Below are 16274 nucleotides of genomic sequence, written 5' to 3'. Positions count from 1 at the left end.
ATGTGACGACCAGCCTTCAAATTGGGTCTAAGGGTGAAGGGTCTATCCCCAATAATTATCAGGGCATTTAGGCAATTCAACTAACGTGCGACGTAACGCATCTGACCATTGATGACGGATGGTATTAAAATATTCATCACGATCATCAATACGGCGACCTTTGGGTAAGATTAAACTGTCATTTTCATAAAGCACAAAATCTATCGGCATACCGACTGATAGATTTGAGTGAATCGTGGAATCAAATGATAGCATCAAGGCACGTGCCGCGTGTCTTACATCCGTGTTATAGCTGACAGAACGATCCAAAATAGGTTTGCCGTATTTGCTTTCGCCCAACTGAAAGAAAGGCGTATCTTCTGTGGCTTTGATGCAATTGCCTTCAGGATAAATTAGGTATAACTCAGGCGGATGTCCTTTAATTTGACCACCAAGCATAAATGAGCTAGTAAAAGCCCCATCGCGACTAGAATTAGCGACTGCTTTTGCATGATTCATAATATCACGCATACATTCGCCAACCATTTGCGCCGCATCAAACAACGTCGCTACCGTATTGAGGTTGCTCTCAGCACGCTGGTCAATGTCGTTTTGTAGTTTATTGAACACTGCCTGCGACGTCGCTAAGCTACCCGCTGTCTGTAGCACCATAAAGCGCTCGCCCTCAACGCTATACTGATATAACTTTTGACTCTAAGACTGCCATTATCGCTACACGCTCTGCAAACTGTGCTTCAGGAGGCTGCTCTCGGAACGAATAACTCAGAACCTTATGTAGAAATCGCTCAAATGTCAGCTCGTCCTCTGATATAGGTGATTCAGGTAACGGATCGGGTTGCTGGGATAATAAACAAAGCTTTTCGACCAAGCTTGGATCTTGTACCTGCCAAGCATGCTGAATTTGTTCGAACGACAGACTCATAGCGGTGTGCCTTAATAATAATGTAGTCAGCGAATGATATTTTGTAAGCACATAAAAGCCTATTTGATAATAAATATCAAAAACTTTTGTTAATTAAAAATAGAAACACGACATCTTATGACGCGCAAATGAACAAGTAAAACTGTGCGACACTAAATGACGCATACATATTAATAGTTACCACTATTGGATAAAGATTGATTGACAGCTTGCTTGAGACTGGGGCAGAATAGGGACGTTGTGAGATTTAGCGTTTCACCGTTTTCGGTGAAGGACGATGCTGCGTCCACGAGTCAAGCCATTGCATTTTACCCAAGGAAGACTGTTTCAGTCCTGCTAATGCACTAGGGGCACTATCTAGGTGCAGTCCAGTGAGTCTTCCATGTACCAGGTTATGAGGTAGATTAAACAACACTGAATGAGACATCGTTATGATGCTATTCAAAACACCAAACCCAAGTCAGTCATTATGTACTGGCTTGGGTTTTTTGTTGTCCTAATTATCATCGATGTACTTAAAAGTTAGATAGCTTAAGATATCGTTATTTTTATTAGATTATAGTGTGTTATTACGCGACGAGAGCTCTTTATGAATAGATCTCTTGCAAAAGTACCAGTTCATTGACTTCCACTGACGGAATTACAAGGGCTGACGATGACTTATGCAAGAAGTCTAATGATGATGCGGTAAAAGTAGAGATATACGAAAGTGCTGATGGACAGACTCGGATTGAGATTCGCTTAGAGCATGATACTTTGTGGCTCTCACAAGCACAATTAGCCACACTGTTTGAAAAGGACTCTGACACGATTGGTTTGCACCTAAAAAACATCTATAAAGAAGGCGAACTCGACCCCGAAGCAACTACCGAGCAATCCTCGGTAGTTCGTAAAGAGGGAAACCGACAAGTGCGACGCAACATTCGCTTTTACAATCTAGATGCCATTATTTCTGTGGGTTATCGGGTTAATTCTAAAAAAGGCACGCAGTTTCGTATATGGGCGACCCAGCGCTTACGTGAGTACTTGGTGAAAGGATATACGCTTAACCAACAGCGCCTTGATAAAAACTCCAATGAATTGCAGCAAGCGTTAAACCTTATCAGAAAGACAGCTCAAAGCCCTGAGTTGAATACCAATGAAGGGCGCGGCCTGATTGAAATAATCAGTCGCTATACACAGACGTTTTTGTGGTTACAGCGCTATGACGTTCAAATCGAGACGTTTGAGCTGAGTGTGAGTAACAAGGTTCATAACAATGTCTATGCTTATCTGAATGGTGATACCACCTTTGCACGTGATGATAAAGACAGCTCAGTACAGTTAGGCTTACAATATCAATTTTAAAACATAATGTATGGATGACAGTCTGCGCCGCTCAGTAATGTATTTATGAGCGGCGTTTTTTATACATTTTAATATAGTAATTATCATGGCGTGCTACTGGTTATCGCTATAATATACGTAGAACGGCTGGCCTATATACTAAGAAGAATAGGGATAAAGTGTATGTTTGACATCATAAAAGACTGGCGCGAGCAGCGCATATTGGACAACAGTGAGTTTACTCATGCTGACTGGCTGCAAGCGGCTCAGCGTATTGTGATACTTGATCGGTTAAATGAGGACGAGCTAACACGCTTGTTTGAGCTGGCGACGCTGTTTTTGGCGGATAAGTCAATCACGGGCGCACAAGGTTTTGAGATTAGCGATACGGTGCGGCAATCCATCGCCTTGCAAGCTTGCTTGCCTATCTTAAACCTTAGCCTTGAGTGGTATGCTGGCTGGTCAGCCATTATTATTTATCCTAGTTCCTACAAGAGCGAAACCACCACTGTCGATGAGCTGGGCATTGTCCATGAGGGCAGTCAGCACCGTAGCGGCGAAGCATGGCTGCGCGGCCCCGTTATTCTGTCGTGGAAGGATGCCAAACACTCAGGGGAGCGCGACGGTCATAATGTCGTCATTCATGAGTTTGTGCATAAACTTGATATGTTAAATGGTCGTGCCAACGGCTTTCCACCGCTACAAGTGGATATGAATCCTGCGCGCTGGACTGAAATTATGACACGAGATTTTGAGGATTTTCAAAGCCATCATAAATCAGGTCTTGATCGTTATGGCGCGACTAATCCTGCGGAGTTTTTTGCGGTACTCAGTGAGGTGTTTTTTGAGACGCCGCAAAAGCTGATCGATGCTTACCCTGATATTTACGACATAATGATGAAGTTTTTTCGCCAAACACCACTTTAATCAAAATCATTAATAGTCACTATTAATGTTCGATAATGAATATATAGGCATGAAAAAGCAATAAAAAAGGGCAGTGCATAGGTTTTATGACACCGCCTTTTTTTTGCTTATTTTTCATTTAAGTCTATGTTTTTATAGATAAAAATTATTTAAGTTGTCCATTGCTCATTCACAATAGCGACCAAATAGCGTTTACCTTGATATTCTTCAAACACTAAACGCATGATACGCCAATCCATACCGGAATATTCCTCTGAGCCTTTATGATAAAACTCGACAACCTCTGAATTGGGATAAATTTTCTTTAGGTTGTTAATCATATTCCCACTGTGTTGGAACTCATTAATACTGATATTGGCATTGTTAAATTGGCTAGCATCAATCCACGTGTCTAAATATGTAGGTAGTGGCGTGACGAGTAGATCGCCCGTACCGTCTTTTTCACCCCAAGTAAAACGAATTTTGGACTGTTGCAAATATTGGGCGAATTGTTCACGGCTAAAGACTTTATCCGTCTCAGGACGCACATAGGCATACATCGAAAAACGGACGCCACGGGTCGGATGAATATCATTGGTGATGCGAGCGAAGTCTTTATTCGCAAGCGCGCGCTGAATACGTAAGGCTTGCTGCTTAAGGGTTTGCTGACTGATATCGGAGACAACGGGCGTTGATGAATGGCCGTTAGATTGATTTGGAGTGGCTATATTGGATTCAGCAGAAGATTGACAGCCAGTTGCTGCTAGCGCCAAAGCCAATGCGCCGCCAACGGTTAATTTAGATGAACGGTCTTTGAAAGTAGATAATAGGGTCATGAAGCATCCTTATCGCAGTGGTTATCGAAATATACGTTACTGTGAATATAATTGGGCAAATTTCACAAGATTACTAAGCAAAAATTTATTATTTAAAAGTTATTAAGTAATAGATCGTTTTTAGTAGATAAACCGGAATGATACGATAATACAGCAGAGTCATAATATGGTTATGATGTAATGGTTTATAACACTTATATCATTGAAGCTCGTAGAGAACGCCATGCCAACACATTATTCACTGACGCTGCTAGCTATGGGACTGATAGCAACCAATTTTGCTATAGCTGATATAGCAGAGTCAACTCAGACTTATGCAGCCATAAAAATAGCGACCATTAGCAACATGTATCAGCAAGACGTCAACAATCAAGGCATGGATAATCCGGTCGTATTGCAACAGTATGCCGACCCAGATCTACAAGCCGCGATGCAGATTGAGCAAGACTATTTTGATAGAGAGCAAATATCTTGTCATGTTGATTATGATGTATTGTGGGATTCGCAAGATCCTGATTATACCCAAGACAAACAGTTTTCGATGACTGACCAAGGATTGGTGCAAGTGAGTTTGGCACATGGCAGCAATGTTTATTATGAGTTGTCATGTAATGGTACCGATGACGATGCTAATTGCCGAGTGGCAGATGTGATTTTAGATGAAGATGGCAAGTCTTTTCGCAAGCATTTACTAGAAACCTGTCGCTAGCCAATGCTGAGCATTATTTTTATTGATACCTAAATATAAAAAGTTATAAACCCTGAATAAAAATCACAGAAATAATCATGAGAGCTTATAAATGGCACTGTATAAAACTATGAGCCTAACTTCTAAAGCCATTGGTTTGTTTTCGCATAATGTATATTATGTTAAATAAGTAGTACCTGATAGCAAATTCATGGGGTTATGTTATGTATCATAAATAACTAGTTAGTTTAGTTAATAACCGTTTCACATGTATTGCACTCATCACTATGGTAAACCTTAACTAAATCTTCTTTATCGCTCATCGAAGCTTTAAAGCTAAACTGTTTGATGAGTTCGTTCTATGTGTCACCATCATATTGGCTACATCTGCCAGAATGTCTAATCAGTACTTTATCCAATTCCTAATTACTAATCATCACCCAATAGCCAATTTCGCTATCATTTTTCAATTGTTAGCATCTTAATCATCTGGCTCTTTGGTACGAATGCTTTTGCAATACGTTAGGCATATAAAGATATCACTACCTATAGATTATTAGCTTAGCTCAAAAATCATAACTCTTTTTGATATCTGTTACTTCATATCAGTTCTAATAGCGCAGGTATGATATTACAATATTCTTACTTGACCTGTCTGCAAGTCTGGTTTAGATATACCTTATAGTGGCGAGTATCATTGCCAACTAAGCTGTAATACTTTTTGTTTTAAGTTATCAAAAACCCCCTCACTATTCGTAATATAATTCCATCTAAAGCACTGAGTTAACAACCGTCAAATTTGCACAGAACAGTACTACGCCCCTAATTTTTATATTCTGTGCACGTACAGGAGCATGGTTTTTGTCGAAAATATGCTCAATCAAATGCTAGGAAAAGCATTCATCTTATATTAACTCCAATTATTTGACCAAAATAACCAGTAATAATAACCTACAGCTCAATAAACGCATAGCCTACTCCTCCTTCAGTCGTTATACTACAATCATCCCCAACCTTCACTTGGGGATGATTGTACTTTACAACCTTCCATTTAAAGGGTTTTGTAAACTCATCAATGAATAACAGTGTCCATGTTGGTGTCCAATAGCTATCTATGTTTCCCAGAAGACGCTTTTCAAGATGTATAAAACGTGCGCAAAGGTTGTTCTAACTCTAAGTATAGAGATAATAGATTAACACTCACAATTTACCTAGCTTATAAAGCTGACGGATGTACCTCATGGCTGTCGATAATTTAAATGATATCAATAAACTTGAATGCCGAGATAAAGATTACTCGGTCAGTGTCTCAGGTATCGCGGGTTTAAGTATTCGTATTTATCCAAATGGTAAAAAGGAATACTACTTACGGTACGCTCATCCCCATATCGATGGTAAGCGCCCTAGAATGATGCTAGGTAAGGTCGAAGATATCAGTCTATATGAAGCTAAGTATAAAGCAGAAACTATACTTAGCATGGTCGCACAAGGCTCCGACCCTAAAGCCATTCATAAAAAAGAACAAGTCAATAGGTATGCTCATCTAAAGAACGCCACATTTTCTGAAATCACACAAGCGTGGCGAGATCACAAAACGTCAAGTCGTCACCATAGTAAATCTAGAAAGCGCGCGTTTAGTGACTCAACCCTCAATTTTTGGGATTTGTGTCTAGGATATATGTGTCGTGAGATTGGCGACTTAAGAATGAACGATATCACAAGCGAGATGATCTTGAGTGTATGTGAGGCGATTCAAAACAATGAAAATCAAGCAACCTTCGTTGGTGCCAGCACTCGGCTTTATACTGAAAAGGTCTTCTCATTTGCTGTCGCAAGAGGATTATGCGATAGAAATGTAGCTATTGATACACGTGGTGAGCTAGCACCTGCCAGTTCAGGCAACCACTTACCAGCCATCACCAAGCCTGATCAGTTTGCCACTCTCCTAAACGATATGTCCTATTTCAAAGGTGCAAGTAAAATCACATTAGAAGCGATGAATTTACTACCGTATGTCTTTGTGCGTAGTATCGATTTGCGGTCTATGCGTTGGCAAGATATAGATTGGGATAATAAGCTATGGGAGTTTTCTCCTACTAAAGGCGAAGGTCGTGATGACATGGTATCTCATTTAGTTGTACCACTAGCCACTCAAGTAATTGAGCGCTTACGAAAAATACAAGCAATCACAGGTCACAAAGAACACGTATTTGCATCGATACGCGCCTCGAGCAATCCTTATATTAGTAAAGCAACGCTAGTGCAAATATTTCATAGGCTTGGATATAAGGATGTTCAATGCGCTCATGGATTTCGAGCATCAGCGAAAACTCTACTAATGGAACAACCTGAGCTGCGTTATTCAGATATCGTGACTGAGCTGCAATTAGGACATCGAATAAAGGATACGCATGGCGGCGCTTATAACCGATTAGATGAAATTGATACCAGAGTGCTAATGATGCAAAATTGGGCTGATTATATAGATAAGCTCCGGGGTTCAACGTAATGATTGCTTTAAGTTGAGGTTATCCTTCAACAATAATATGCCTATTAACTTCACAATGCACAATAAGCCCTTTTCATAGCATCTCATTCCCAGTCATCACATAACAACCAAAACACCCTAACATTCGCTCGTTGGTAGCCTAGATATTGGAATTTCTGCAACCTCGCGCTTGTGTTCAACGACCAAGCCGACGGCTTCTAAGCTCCGGTATCTTATTTGCAATAGCTCACTTCATGTACTGACAAACTCTATAGCATCGGTTTAATTATCCAGCTTTACCAAACAATCAGAATTAATATCAGCAATCGTTTTGGCACCAGTCAAGGTCATTGCGACGCGTATTTCTTTATCTAGCAGCTCTAGCAAATTGCTTACCCCTGCACCGCCATCCGCTGCTAAAGCATAAATAAAGGCGCGCCCTAGCATGCAAATATCAGCGCCCAAAGCCAACATACGCACAATATCTAAGCCATTGCGTATGCCAGAGTCGGCTAAAATTTTAATCTCTCCTTTAACCGCATCAGCAATAGGAGGCAGCGCCCGTGCACTGGATAAAACACCATCCAGTTGTCGTCCACCATGATTGGATACGACTATGCCGTCTGCCCCAAAACGCACCGCATCTTTGGCATCTTCTGGGTCCAAAATACCTTTGATGACCATTGGCCCATCCCAGTATTCCCGAATCCAATCTAAATCCTTCCAAGAAATGGAGGGATCAAAGTTATTGCCCAACCAGCCTATATAATCTTCTAGCCCTGTTGGCTTGCCTAAATAAGTGGAGATATTGCCCAGATCATGCGGACGGCCATTTAGCCCTACATCCCATGCCCATTGCGGATGCGTCACAGACTGGAAGTAACGGCGCATAGCGGCATTTTTACCGCTCATACCAGAGTGCATATCTCGGTAGCGCGCCCCTGGTACTGGCATATCCACCGTAAAAACCAAGGTCGAACACCCCGCCGCTTTGGCACGTTCCAAGGCATTTTTCATAAAACCTCGGTCCTTTAATACATAAAGCTGAAACCACATTGGACGGTTAATTTTAGGCACTACTTCTTCAATCGGGCAAACCGAAACCGTCGACATGGTAAACGGAATGCCTTTTTGATCGGCTGCCATAGCGGCTTGAACCTCTCCGCGACGTGCATACATACCTGTCAGACCCACTGGTGACAACGCGACAGGCATAGACAGGGTTTCATTAAATAACTGCGTCTCTAAGCTCAGTTGTGACATATCATTCAGTACACGCTGCCTAAGCGCAATTTTTGATAAATCTTCAACATTACGCTTTAAGGTATATTCCTCATAAGCACCGCCATCTATATAATGAAATAGAAATGGTGGCAGTCTGCGCTTGGCAGCAGCCCTGTAATCGTTTGGAGATGAAATAATCATATGCTTACCCTTTTTATGCTGTTAGATATCTATATAATATTTTTGAATCTCTAATTATTTATTGATTAGTGCTAAACGATGGATGCAATTGGCTTATTTTTGAAGCGGCAAGCTTAGCCCAAACTGCCCATTACAAACAGCACGAGCAATTACGTTTGGTTTTCGACATTTTGCCAATGCCCGGATTAAAGGTATTGGTTGGGTCTAGGCTTTTATAGAAGTTTTGCAAATCAGGTTCTGCTTCGTATAGATGCCCTACATTATGCTCAGCAGGATATTTGGCTCCACGTTCGTTTAAGAGCTTTAGCATCATTTTTTTAACAAGATGTGCATCACTACCCTTTTTCAAAATATAGTCTTGGTGAAACACATAGCAAAAGAAATGTCCGTAGTACAGCTTCATCTCTAAGTGTTTTTCAATTTCTTCGGGTAGTTTTTCAAGCCACTCTAACTCGTTACGTGGTATGGCAATATCTAACGCTAATATTTCACCAACTTCTTTTTCATGTATAACTTCATAGCGTAATGCGGCACCAGCTGCAGCAAAGCGATTTAAAAGCGCGCTTTCTGACTCTTCTTTACTACATTCAAAATAATTACCTGTGTCCGACGCGTCAAAAAATGTCTTCAGAAAATCCTGTACCTCGGCTATACCTTCATCACTCATTTTTAAGATTAAGTGATGCTCATATTGTTCACGGTACTCCATCATTCGCTTCGGTAAATGCTTTGGAAATAGATTGGCGATGAACTGCATGACTTTGTCAGTGAAATGCTTTGGCATCCATGACCATTTATGGAACTTTGCGTCCATAGCACCTTTGATAGAAAACAATCTAGGTAAGGCATTTGTACCGAGATGCTTAATACTTAAAAACGTATCTTTGCCATATTTGGCAGAGACATCAAATATATCACGGTGCATATACTCACCCAATTCAGGGATATTGTCGAAGCTTGATAATATCTGTCTTCTGAGCTGTGTCAGTTCATTCACACTGTTAGTGCCTATGTAGAAAGTTTTCTCTTTTGCCGCTATTGGATAAGTATCAAGACGTACTGCAAACACGGCAAGCTTGCCAGCACAGCCACTGGCCTCATACAGTCTGCGCTTGTCCGCATTAAAGCGACTGGGTGTGCTTGCATCAACATCTTTTACTCGGGCGATGTACTCTCTGTCAGATGCGAGCTTACCAGTGTCAGGTAATTCTTTTTTATCAAAATGACCGTTTTGCAAATTTGTTAATATTTCTTCTGGAGTATCATCCAACTCGACGTCTAGATGATTGACTAGCACCAGTTGACCGTGTTCATTTATTTGGGCAAACACAGCAAGCTCGGTATAGGCAGGGCCTCTTTTAACTAGCGCCCCACCAGAGTTATTAGATATACCACCAATAATAGACGCTCCCAATGTCGAGGAACCGATGACAGAGTGAGGCGCTCTATTGACAGCATTAAGCTGACTTTGCAACTGATGCAATGTCGCCCCAGGCAAGCTAATCACTTGCTCATTATCATTCACCAAATACAACTTGTTTATGGCAAGCGTATTAATCACCACAACGGGTCTATCATAGTCATTACCGCTCGGTGTTGATCCTTCAGTCAGGCCTGTCTTAGCCGCTTGCATGATAATGATGCAGTCGCCTTCAACGCACACTTCTAGGCTACGCCAAATCTCCAGCAATGTTTGCGGAAACAAAACCGCTAAGGCACTGCCGCCACCAGAGCGCCACCCCATTCTATAGTGCTCATTTTTCTCTGGATCAGCTTGTACATTACTCGCGCCTAGCAAGTTTGTTAGTTTATCTAACACCTGATCAGGACTAAGCATGCTTTGAGAAGCGCGATTTGATGAAGATATATGATGCTCCTTATCTTGTAATGGTGTGTCATTCATCATGCCAAGGGCCCTTGAAAACCAAAAATGTAAATGGCGGCCATGACGATGATGCCACAGAACAATACATAGTATATGGTGGGTAAAATAGTACGCCTAAGTGTGGCGCCCTCCATACCAAGTAAACCCACCGTTGCTGATGCAGCAACTACGTTATGTATGGCAACCATATTACCGGCTGCGGCACCAACCGCTTGCGCCGCGATGATTAGAGAAGGTGAAATATGTAAGCTCATGGCGGCTTCATATTGGAATTGACTGAACATCATATTAGATACGGTATTAGAGCCTGCGATAAATGCACCTAAAGCACCAATGGTTGCACTAATCAATGGAAAAACATTGCCAAAAGTACCTGAAAACAACTCTGCACTGGCGACTGGCATACTCGCTACATCTGATAAGTTTATGCCTGAATTAATAAAAATTCTAACCATTGGAATTGTAAAAATAAGTACAAACCCAGCCCCTAGTACAGTCTTGCCTGATTCTTTAAAGGCACTGTTTAGGGCGCTGACGGGCTTTCTAGTTTGAAAAGCGGCAGCAACCAAAGCACTAATTAGTAACAAGCCGCCTGGTAAGTATAAAGGACTAAAACTGGCACTGATATCTGTCTCACCTAAAATCGAGGTTAGGTCTACTGCCACACTGTTAAGTAAAGACTGAAAGCCTGTAAATACTCTTGAAAACACCAGTAAAAGGGCCACCAGTAAATAAGGAAACCACGCCATAAGGGTGGACATTTTCTTATCACTCAAGGTCAGCGTAATATCTTCTTTACTGACCACTAACTTACCAAGCCATTCACTCGGCCAGTTTTTTTGCGGTTCAAAATCCCATGTGGTTTTTGGCACCAAAAACCCTCTTTTAGCAGCATTAACAACAATAGTAATACTGACCAAGCCACCGACCAGTGACGGAAACTCTGGCCCTAACAAAACACCAGTTATCATATAAGGGATTGTAAATGCCAAGCCTGCAAAAATTGCAAACGGCCAAATCGCAAAGCCTTCCCGCCAGCTTTTGTTTTTACCAAAGAAGCGAGTGAGCATCATCACCATAAAAAGTGGCATAAACGTACCAATGACACCGTGAATGATGGCGACTTGACTGGTAATCAGTTGTAAAAATTCGCCCCACTGTACTCCTTCTTGTGCCAGTTGAGCACTAATGGCAGCTTTATCTAACCCATCATTTACCCCTATCACAATAGGCGTACCGACCGCACCAAATGATACAGGTGTACTTTGTATCATCATTCCCATCAACACCGCACCCAGCGCCGGAAATCCTACTGCCACCAGCAAAGGCGCTGCAATAGCGGCAGCTGTACCAAAACCAGAGGCACCCTCAAGAAAGCAGCCAAAGCACCATGCAATAATAATGGCTTGCACACGCCTATCTGGCGACACATTGGTAAACCCAGCACGGATAACGGCGATTGCACCAGTGTGTTTCAATGTATTCAACAAAAAAATAGCACCAAAGACTATCCACAATACCGAAACCGTAATGACCAAACCCTGAATAATAGATGATGACACTCGGTTAAGCGTCATATCCCATATAAAAATGGCAAGCGCTGCGGTAACCACTAAAATGATAGGCATTGTTTTTTTAGCTGACCATTGCAAACCTATCAGAAAAATACCACAGAGAACGATTGGCAGTAATGCCAAAAGCCCATATATTGTTTGATTCAAAATTACATCCTTTTGATTGTGTGATCTTCCCTGAACCAAGTCATCGAAGCCTTTATTTTGACGAACCTATGATGACTAAGTTGTATTAAATATTCACAAATAGGGACTGCTTATTTACTAAAGCTGTCTTGCAGAAAAAGCCGAGCACGACTTGCGACAGTTTATATCCCAATGTCAAAAACGCCCTGGAATAGTCTACGCCTTGTTAATTCATTGATATATTGCATCAATGGACAATGTTATTTTCCTTTTTTGCTATAATCTAATCCGCATTACGCCAATTGGAGAACAAGTGTGACCAAAGCTGACGACATGATTTTATTCGTTCAGGTTGTTGAAGAAGGGTCATTTTCTAGAGTCGCTGAAAAATTATCATTGACGAACTCAGTAGTGAGCAAGCGCATTGCGAGATTAGAAGAGAACTTAAATACACAACTGCTTTATAGAACCACTAGAAAGTTGAGCTTAACCGATGCAGGCAGAGCGCTTTATAACAAAGCTAAAATTGCTAAATCCGCCTTTCAAGAAGCTGAAAATGCTGTCACGGGTTACGGCGAAGATATGAAAGGCCATATACGTATAACCATGCCTGTGGTCTCTGCGAATTTCATATTTAGCGAATCTATTGCCGAATTCTGTAAACAACACCCTGAAGTGTCAGTAGAGTTACAAATTACCAATCGATTGGTTGACTTGATAGAAGAAGGATTTGATTTGGCACTAAGGACCGCTGTGCTTGAGGATTCTTCACTCATTGCAAGGCGCCTTATAGATAGCCAGTGGATTATATGCGCGACTCCAGCCTATTTAAAGCAATATGGTACGCCTCAAACTCCTGAACAGTTACAGAATCATGAGTGCTTGGTTTATAAGTTTGATAATACGGCTAACAGTACATGGCCGCTATATATAGACGGCAAAGAGCAATTAATATCTGTCTATGGTCGGTTTTATAGCAATCATCTGAGTGCAATTAAACAAGCCGCGCTTAGCGATTTAGGTATCGCTTTTTTACCACAAGTGTTGATCTATGAGGAAATACAGAAAAATACACTCACGCAGATTTTACAATGTTTTACCAGCAAGAAGCTGGGGCTATATGCGGTTTATCCTAAGGCCAGACAACCGGATCAAAAGTTAAAACTGCTCGTTGCACATTTGCGAGACTCATTACATCAAAAACAGGCTTACTACTGCTAAGTAATAAGCCGGTTTTTGATGTGTATAAAAAAACTAATAAAGCGGTCTTAAAATTAAAGAAATGGTGAAGAATTTTTTATGGGCAATAAAAACTGATCTGATATTATTTTTAATAATCCACAGTGTAGCTCAACCCGTAAGTTGTACCCGATGCAGGCAAACGATTCAAGTCGCCATAGGTTGTTTGATGATAGACCGTTAGATAATCTTTATTGAGTAAGTTATAAATCCCATAGTCTACTCGACCTACCGGCATTTTAACTTGTCCTAATACATCAAGTGTCATATAACCTGTGACTGGCAATGCGCTAGAATCAGGGTCTTTTTGTTGATCCTTAAAGGCTTTATTATCACCGCCAATTGCTAATGCTTGTAGACGTATATTACTGCCTTCATCGAAGTTGTATTGCGCAAATGCAGTGCCTTTAAGGGGTGTCAAGCGGACGGCATCCAGCTCCAACCAATCACCATCTTTATCATACTGGCCACGAGTATAGGCAACACTGCCACCCACTTGCCATTGCTCATCAATATCATGGCTGAGCGAACCTTCTATTCCGTAGACGCGCTCATCAGTATCGACCACTTCTACCGTATAGTCATTGGTAAAGCGCACCGTTTTGTCTGATTTATTATAAAAACCGCTCAATCGTACAGCAGTATTGCCATGCTTACCTTGCCAGCCCAACTCGTAATTGTCGATTGCGATAGGTTGCACATTGTCTGAATTGACCACAAAGCCTGCCCGTACATCACGTAGCGCACGCTGAATATCAGCAGTGGTAAAGCCTTGTGAAAAATTGGCAAATACTTGGTCATTTGGGGTTAATTGATAGCTGGTACCGATATTAAATAGGGTTTTATCGTGGTCTGTATTGCCTTTTTCCACTTGACCCGCTTGATAATCAATGCCGTAAGCATCACTAACACCGCTGATGCGAGGATCATTAAAATACTCTTCGAGCAATTGCTCATAAATGGGCGTAAAAGCAGCCGTTTCTGCTTTGAGTTTTTGATAGCGCACGCCAGCACTGGTATGCCATTTATCAGTGATATCTATATCCGCATTGACAAAAGCGCCCCATTTATCGATGGTGGTATCTGGTCCACCATTATAGCTAAGACCATTTGGCTGAGCACTTAGACCGTTACTGGCTTTAAATTTATCTAAGTCTTGACCTTCATAGGTTTGCTCGCTTTTTTCGCGTTCAAAGTCAACCCCGTAGCTAAATAGTGTCTTTTTACCCACGATTTCGCTATCCGTTTGCATGGCGGCGCGTAGACCCATCACTTCAATATCTGCCTCTGATTGAGTGACCAATGTTGCTGCCTCCAACAGCTTACCTAGCGTGGCTTTATCAGTCAGACCATTGGCTTGCCATACTTCAGCAGCTTGGCTTGCTGCACTCTTGGCAGAAGGGTAAAAACGGCCTTTTTCATCTCGATAGTAGCCAGTCACGTTCAGATTTGAGCCTGCAATATCATCATTATTATAATTTAGGTTCACTGATGTTTTTTCCGTAAAAGGCTCATTCTGTATATTGGCACCATCAATGGCTTCTAAGGACGGTTTTGCGCCAAATAATACTTCCAAACCATCACCGTAGTCTGGACCGTCGTCCGTATCCTGCTCATCTTTGTAGTAAGTCACTGCCAAATCGAGACGCTGACTGTCAGTGAGCTCTATACCCAAGCTACCATTAATACTTAGCGACTCGGTATCTTGTTGGTCAGTTTGATTGACGTCTGGACTGATGCGATTATCGTGGCTATCGAATTTGCCGCCCTTACGATCATAATCCACATCTAGGCGACCATAGACTCGCTCACCGCCATAACCCAATGTCTGCCCCACATGATAACCCAAGGAATCTGAGTCAAAATTACGACTGCTACTGACGCCGACTCTGGTTTGCCTGATAGAGCCATAACCCACCATAGATTTTGTGACGAGATTAATCAGACCACCAGCCGCGCCAGCCCCATAAATACTGGTCGCACCAGAGAGCACCTCTACCCGCTCAAGCTGCGCAGGGTCGATACTGTTTAGCTCGCGTGAAAGGCTGCGTGAGCCACTCAATGGCACACCATTCAGCAAAAACTGCACGGGACGGCCATGCATGGTCGTGCCATAGTTACTGGTTGAGCCACTACTTGCCCCCAAACTTGGAATCAGCTGAGCCAATATATCTCCAGTAGTACGATTGCCTGTCGCCTGCATTTGTAGCTCATTTTCGGTAATTACCTGTGTGACGGCGGGCATCTCACTAATTTTTTGTGCCAAAGCCGTTCCTGTCCTTGCTTTAGCAGTGACCGTAATGGTATCTAAAATCACGTTTGGTAACTCACTTGAGGCGGCGTTGACAGCTAAGTCTTCTGAAAGCATCGTATTTGAAGCGATGTCCATAGCACTGACATTGTTTTGTGCATATAGTTGCTGGCTGATACAAAAGGTAAGAAAGGATAGAGCAACTTGATGGTGGCGTTTCATATTCACTTCACTTAATTGGAGGATCAAAGAGTGGTAAAAGTTATATTTAGCTAATAATGCTGTGTGTACTAACTTTGTGAACAATATTGTAAATGATAATCATTTTTGTTTCTATAATTATTTACAATACCGAAAACCCTATTGCTTCCAAAACAATACTGCCCCATCGTCACTCAAGATTCGATATCTAAGCGGTATCCATAATTCAATTGATAGCTCTCTATATAGCTCAACACTGACAGGTTATTCACATCACCCAAGCGCCTGAACAAGGCTTCTTAGATCGTATGATGTCCTTGGTACGATAGAAGATGCCAAACGTACCAGAACGCCAAATTAAATTGCACTGACTATATTGCCGTCCTCTCAAAAGGCAAATTCATTGC

13 protein-coding genes are annotated in these 16274 nt (G+C 41.8%); 5 read left to right on the top strand and 8 right to left on the bottom strand.

Features of this window, described 5'->3' with window-relative positions; all coding sequences use genetic code 11:
- Window positions 1-42: 42 nt before the first annotated feature.
- The 3 genes from I3257_RS00130 to I3257_RS00120 all read right to left on the bottom strand — a co-directional run bounded on the left by I3257_RS00130 (window position 43) and on the right by I3257_RS00120 (window position 1349).
- Window positions 43-651: a peptidase gene (locus tag I3257_RS00130; protein ID WP_238048436.1), complete on the bottom strand. Its 609-nt coding sequence runs from the start codon at window positions 649-651 to the stop codon at window positions 43-45.
- Window positions 652-670: 19 nt separating this feature from the next.
- Entirely contained in the window at window positions 671-922 is a 252-nt protein-coding gene (locus tag I3257_RS00125) for a hypothetical protein (protein WP_193007391.1), read from the bottom strand.
- A 247-nt stretch (window positions 923-1169) separates the two neighbouring features.
- Entirely contained in the window at window positions 1170-1349 is a 180-nt protein-coding gene (locus tag I3257_RS00120) for a hypothetical protein (RefSeq protein ID WP_198329928.1), read from the bottom strand.
- Between the two features lie 194 nt (window positions 1350-1543).
- On the opposite strand from I3257_RS00120, the gene rhuM reads away from it, so the two are divergent.
- Window positions 1544-2269 (top strand): RhuM family protein, encoded by a 726-nt coding sequence (rhuM, locus tag I3257_RS00115; RefSeq protein WP_238048435.1) that lies wholly within the window; start codon window positions 1544-1546, stop codon window positions 2267-2269.
- Between the two features lie 162 nt (window positions 2270-2431).
- Complete coding sequence (locus tag I3257_RS00110; protein ID WP_193007393.1) at window positions 2432-3175, top strand: M90 family metallopeptidase; 744 nt, start codon at window positions 2432-2434, stop codon at window positions 3173-3175.
- A gap of 149 nt (window positions 3176-3324) precedes the next feature.
- On the opposite strand, the gene I3257_RS00105 is transcribed toward I3257_RS00110, so the two are convergent.
- Window positions 3325-3990, bottom strand: a complete 666-nt coding sequence (locus I3257_RS00105; protein WP_198329929.1) for a hypothetical protein — start codon at window positions 3988-3990, stop codon at window positions 3325-3327.
- 223 nt (window positions 3991-4213) lie between these two features.
- Between I3257_RS00105 and I3257_RS00100 the strand changes: the two genes are divergently transcribed.
- On the top strand, window positions 4214-4699 hold the full coding sequence (locus tag I3257_RS00100) for a hypothetical protein (RefSeq protein WP_227697649.1): 486 nt from the start codon (window positions 4214-4216) through the stop codon (window positions 4697-4699).
- A 1219-nt stretch (window positions 4700-5918) separates the two neighbouring features.
- Entirely contained in the window at window positions 5919-7187 is a 1269-nt protein-coding gene (locus I3257_RS00095) for an integrase arm-type DNA-binding domain-containing protein (RefSeq protein WP_238048434.1), read from the top strand.
- A gap of 261 nt (window positions 7188-7448) precedes the next feature.
- Here I3257_RS00095 and lldD read toward each other — a convergent pair whose 3' ends face one another.
- The 3 genes from lldD to I3257_RS00080 all read right to left on the bottom strand — a co-directional run bounded on the left by lldD (window position 7449) and on the right by I3257_RS00080 (window position 12197).
- A complete protein-coding gene (gene lldD, locus I3257_RS00090; protein WP_238048433.1) occupies window positions 7449-8591 on the bottom strand; it encodes an FMN-dependent L-lactate dehydrogenase LldD in 1143 nt (380 codons plus the stop codon).
- Between the two features lie 130 nt (window positions 8592-8721).
- Window positions 8722-10428 (bottom strand): D-lactate dehydrogenase, encoded by a 1707-nt coding sequence (gene dld / locus I3257_RS00085; protein ID WP_238048517.1) that lies wholly within the window; start codon window positions 10426-10428, stop codon window positions 8722-8724.
- A gap of 65 nt (window positions 10429-10493) precedes the next feature.
- On the bottom strand, window positions 10494-12197 hold the full coding sequence (locus tag I3257_RS00080; RefSeq protein WP_238048432.1) for an L-lactate permease: 1704 nt from the start codon (window positions 12195-12197) through the stop codon (window positions 10494-10496).
- Between the two features lie 294 nt (window positions 12198-12491).
- Between I3257_RS00080 and I3257_RS00075 the strand changes: the two genes are divergently transcribed.
- On the top strand, window positions 12492-13397 hold the full coding sequence (locus I3257_RS00075) for a LysR family transcriptional regulator (RefSeq protein ID WP_238048431.1): 906 nt from the start codon (window positions 12492-12494) through the stop codon (window positions 13395-13397).
- Between the two features lie 109 nt (window positions 13398-13506).
- Here I3257_RS00075 and I3257_RS00070 read toward each other — a convergent pair whose 3' ends face one another.
- Window positions 13507-15888: a TonB-dependent receptor gene (locus I3257_RS00070; RefSeq protein WP_238048430.1), complete on the bottom strand. Its 2382-nt coding sequence runs from the start codon at window positions 15886-15888 to the stop codon at window positions 13507-13509.
- Window positions 15889-16274 lie beyond the last annotated feature (386 nt).

Origin of the sequence: Psychrobacter sp. Ps7 (assembly GCF_022129225.1) — a bacterium.
In the GTDB taxonomy this organism is placed as follows: domain Bacteria; phylum Pseudomonadota; class Gammaproteobacteria; order Pseudomonadales; family Moraxellaceae; genus Psychrobacter; species Psychrobacter immobilis_A.
This window is presented reverse-complemented; position numbering and strand designations above follow the sequence as displayed.

What these genes read in the sequence shown, in the direction of transcription:
- I3257_RS00130 (WP_238048436.1), bottom strand. Translation starts at nt 651, where the DNA reads ATGGTGCTACAGACAGCGGGTAGCTTAGCGACGTCGCAGGCAGTGTTC.
- I3257_RS00125 (WP_193007391.1), bottom strand. Translation starts at nt 922, where the DNA reads ATGAGTCTGTCGTTCGAACAAATTCAGCATGCTTGGCAGGTACAAGAT.
- I3257_RS00120 (WP_198329928.1), bottom strand. Translation starts at nt 1,349, where the DNA reads ATGTCTCATTCAGTGTTGTTTAATCTACCTCATAACCTGGTACATGGA.
- I3257_RS00110 (WP_193007393.1), top strand. Translation starts at nt 2,432, where the DNA reads ATGTTTGACATCATAAAAGACTGGCGCGAGCAGCGCATATTGGACAAC.
- I3257_RS00105 (WP_198329929.1), bottom strand. Translation starts at nt 3,990, where the DNA reads ATGACCCTATTATCTACTTTCAAAGACCGTTCATCTAAATTAACCGTT.
- I3257_RS00100 (WP_227697649.1), top strand. Translation starts at nt 4,214, where the DNA reads ATGCCAACACATTATTCACTGACGCTGCTAGCTATGGGACTGATAGCA.
- I3257_RS00095 (WP_238048434.1), top strand. Translation starts at nt 5,919, where the DNA reads ATGGCTGTCGATAATTTAAATGATATCAATAAACTTGAATGCCGAGAT.
- lldD (WP_238048433.1), bottom strand. Translation starts at nt 8,591, where the DNA reads ATGATTATTTCATCTCCAAACGATTACAGGGCTGCTGCCAAGCGCAGA.
- dld (WP_238048517.1), bottom strand. Translation starts at nt 10,428, where the DNA reads ATGCTTAGTCCTGATCAGGTGTTAGATAAACTAACAAACTTGCTAGGC.
- I3257_RS00070 (WP_238048430.1), bottom strand. Translation starts at nt 15,888, where the DNA reads ATGAAACGCCACCATCAAGTTGCTCTATCCTTTCTTACCTTTTGTATC.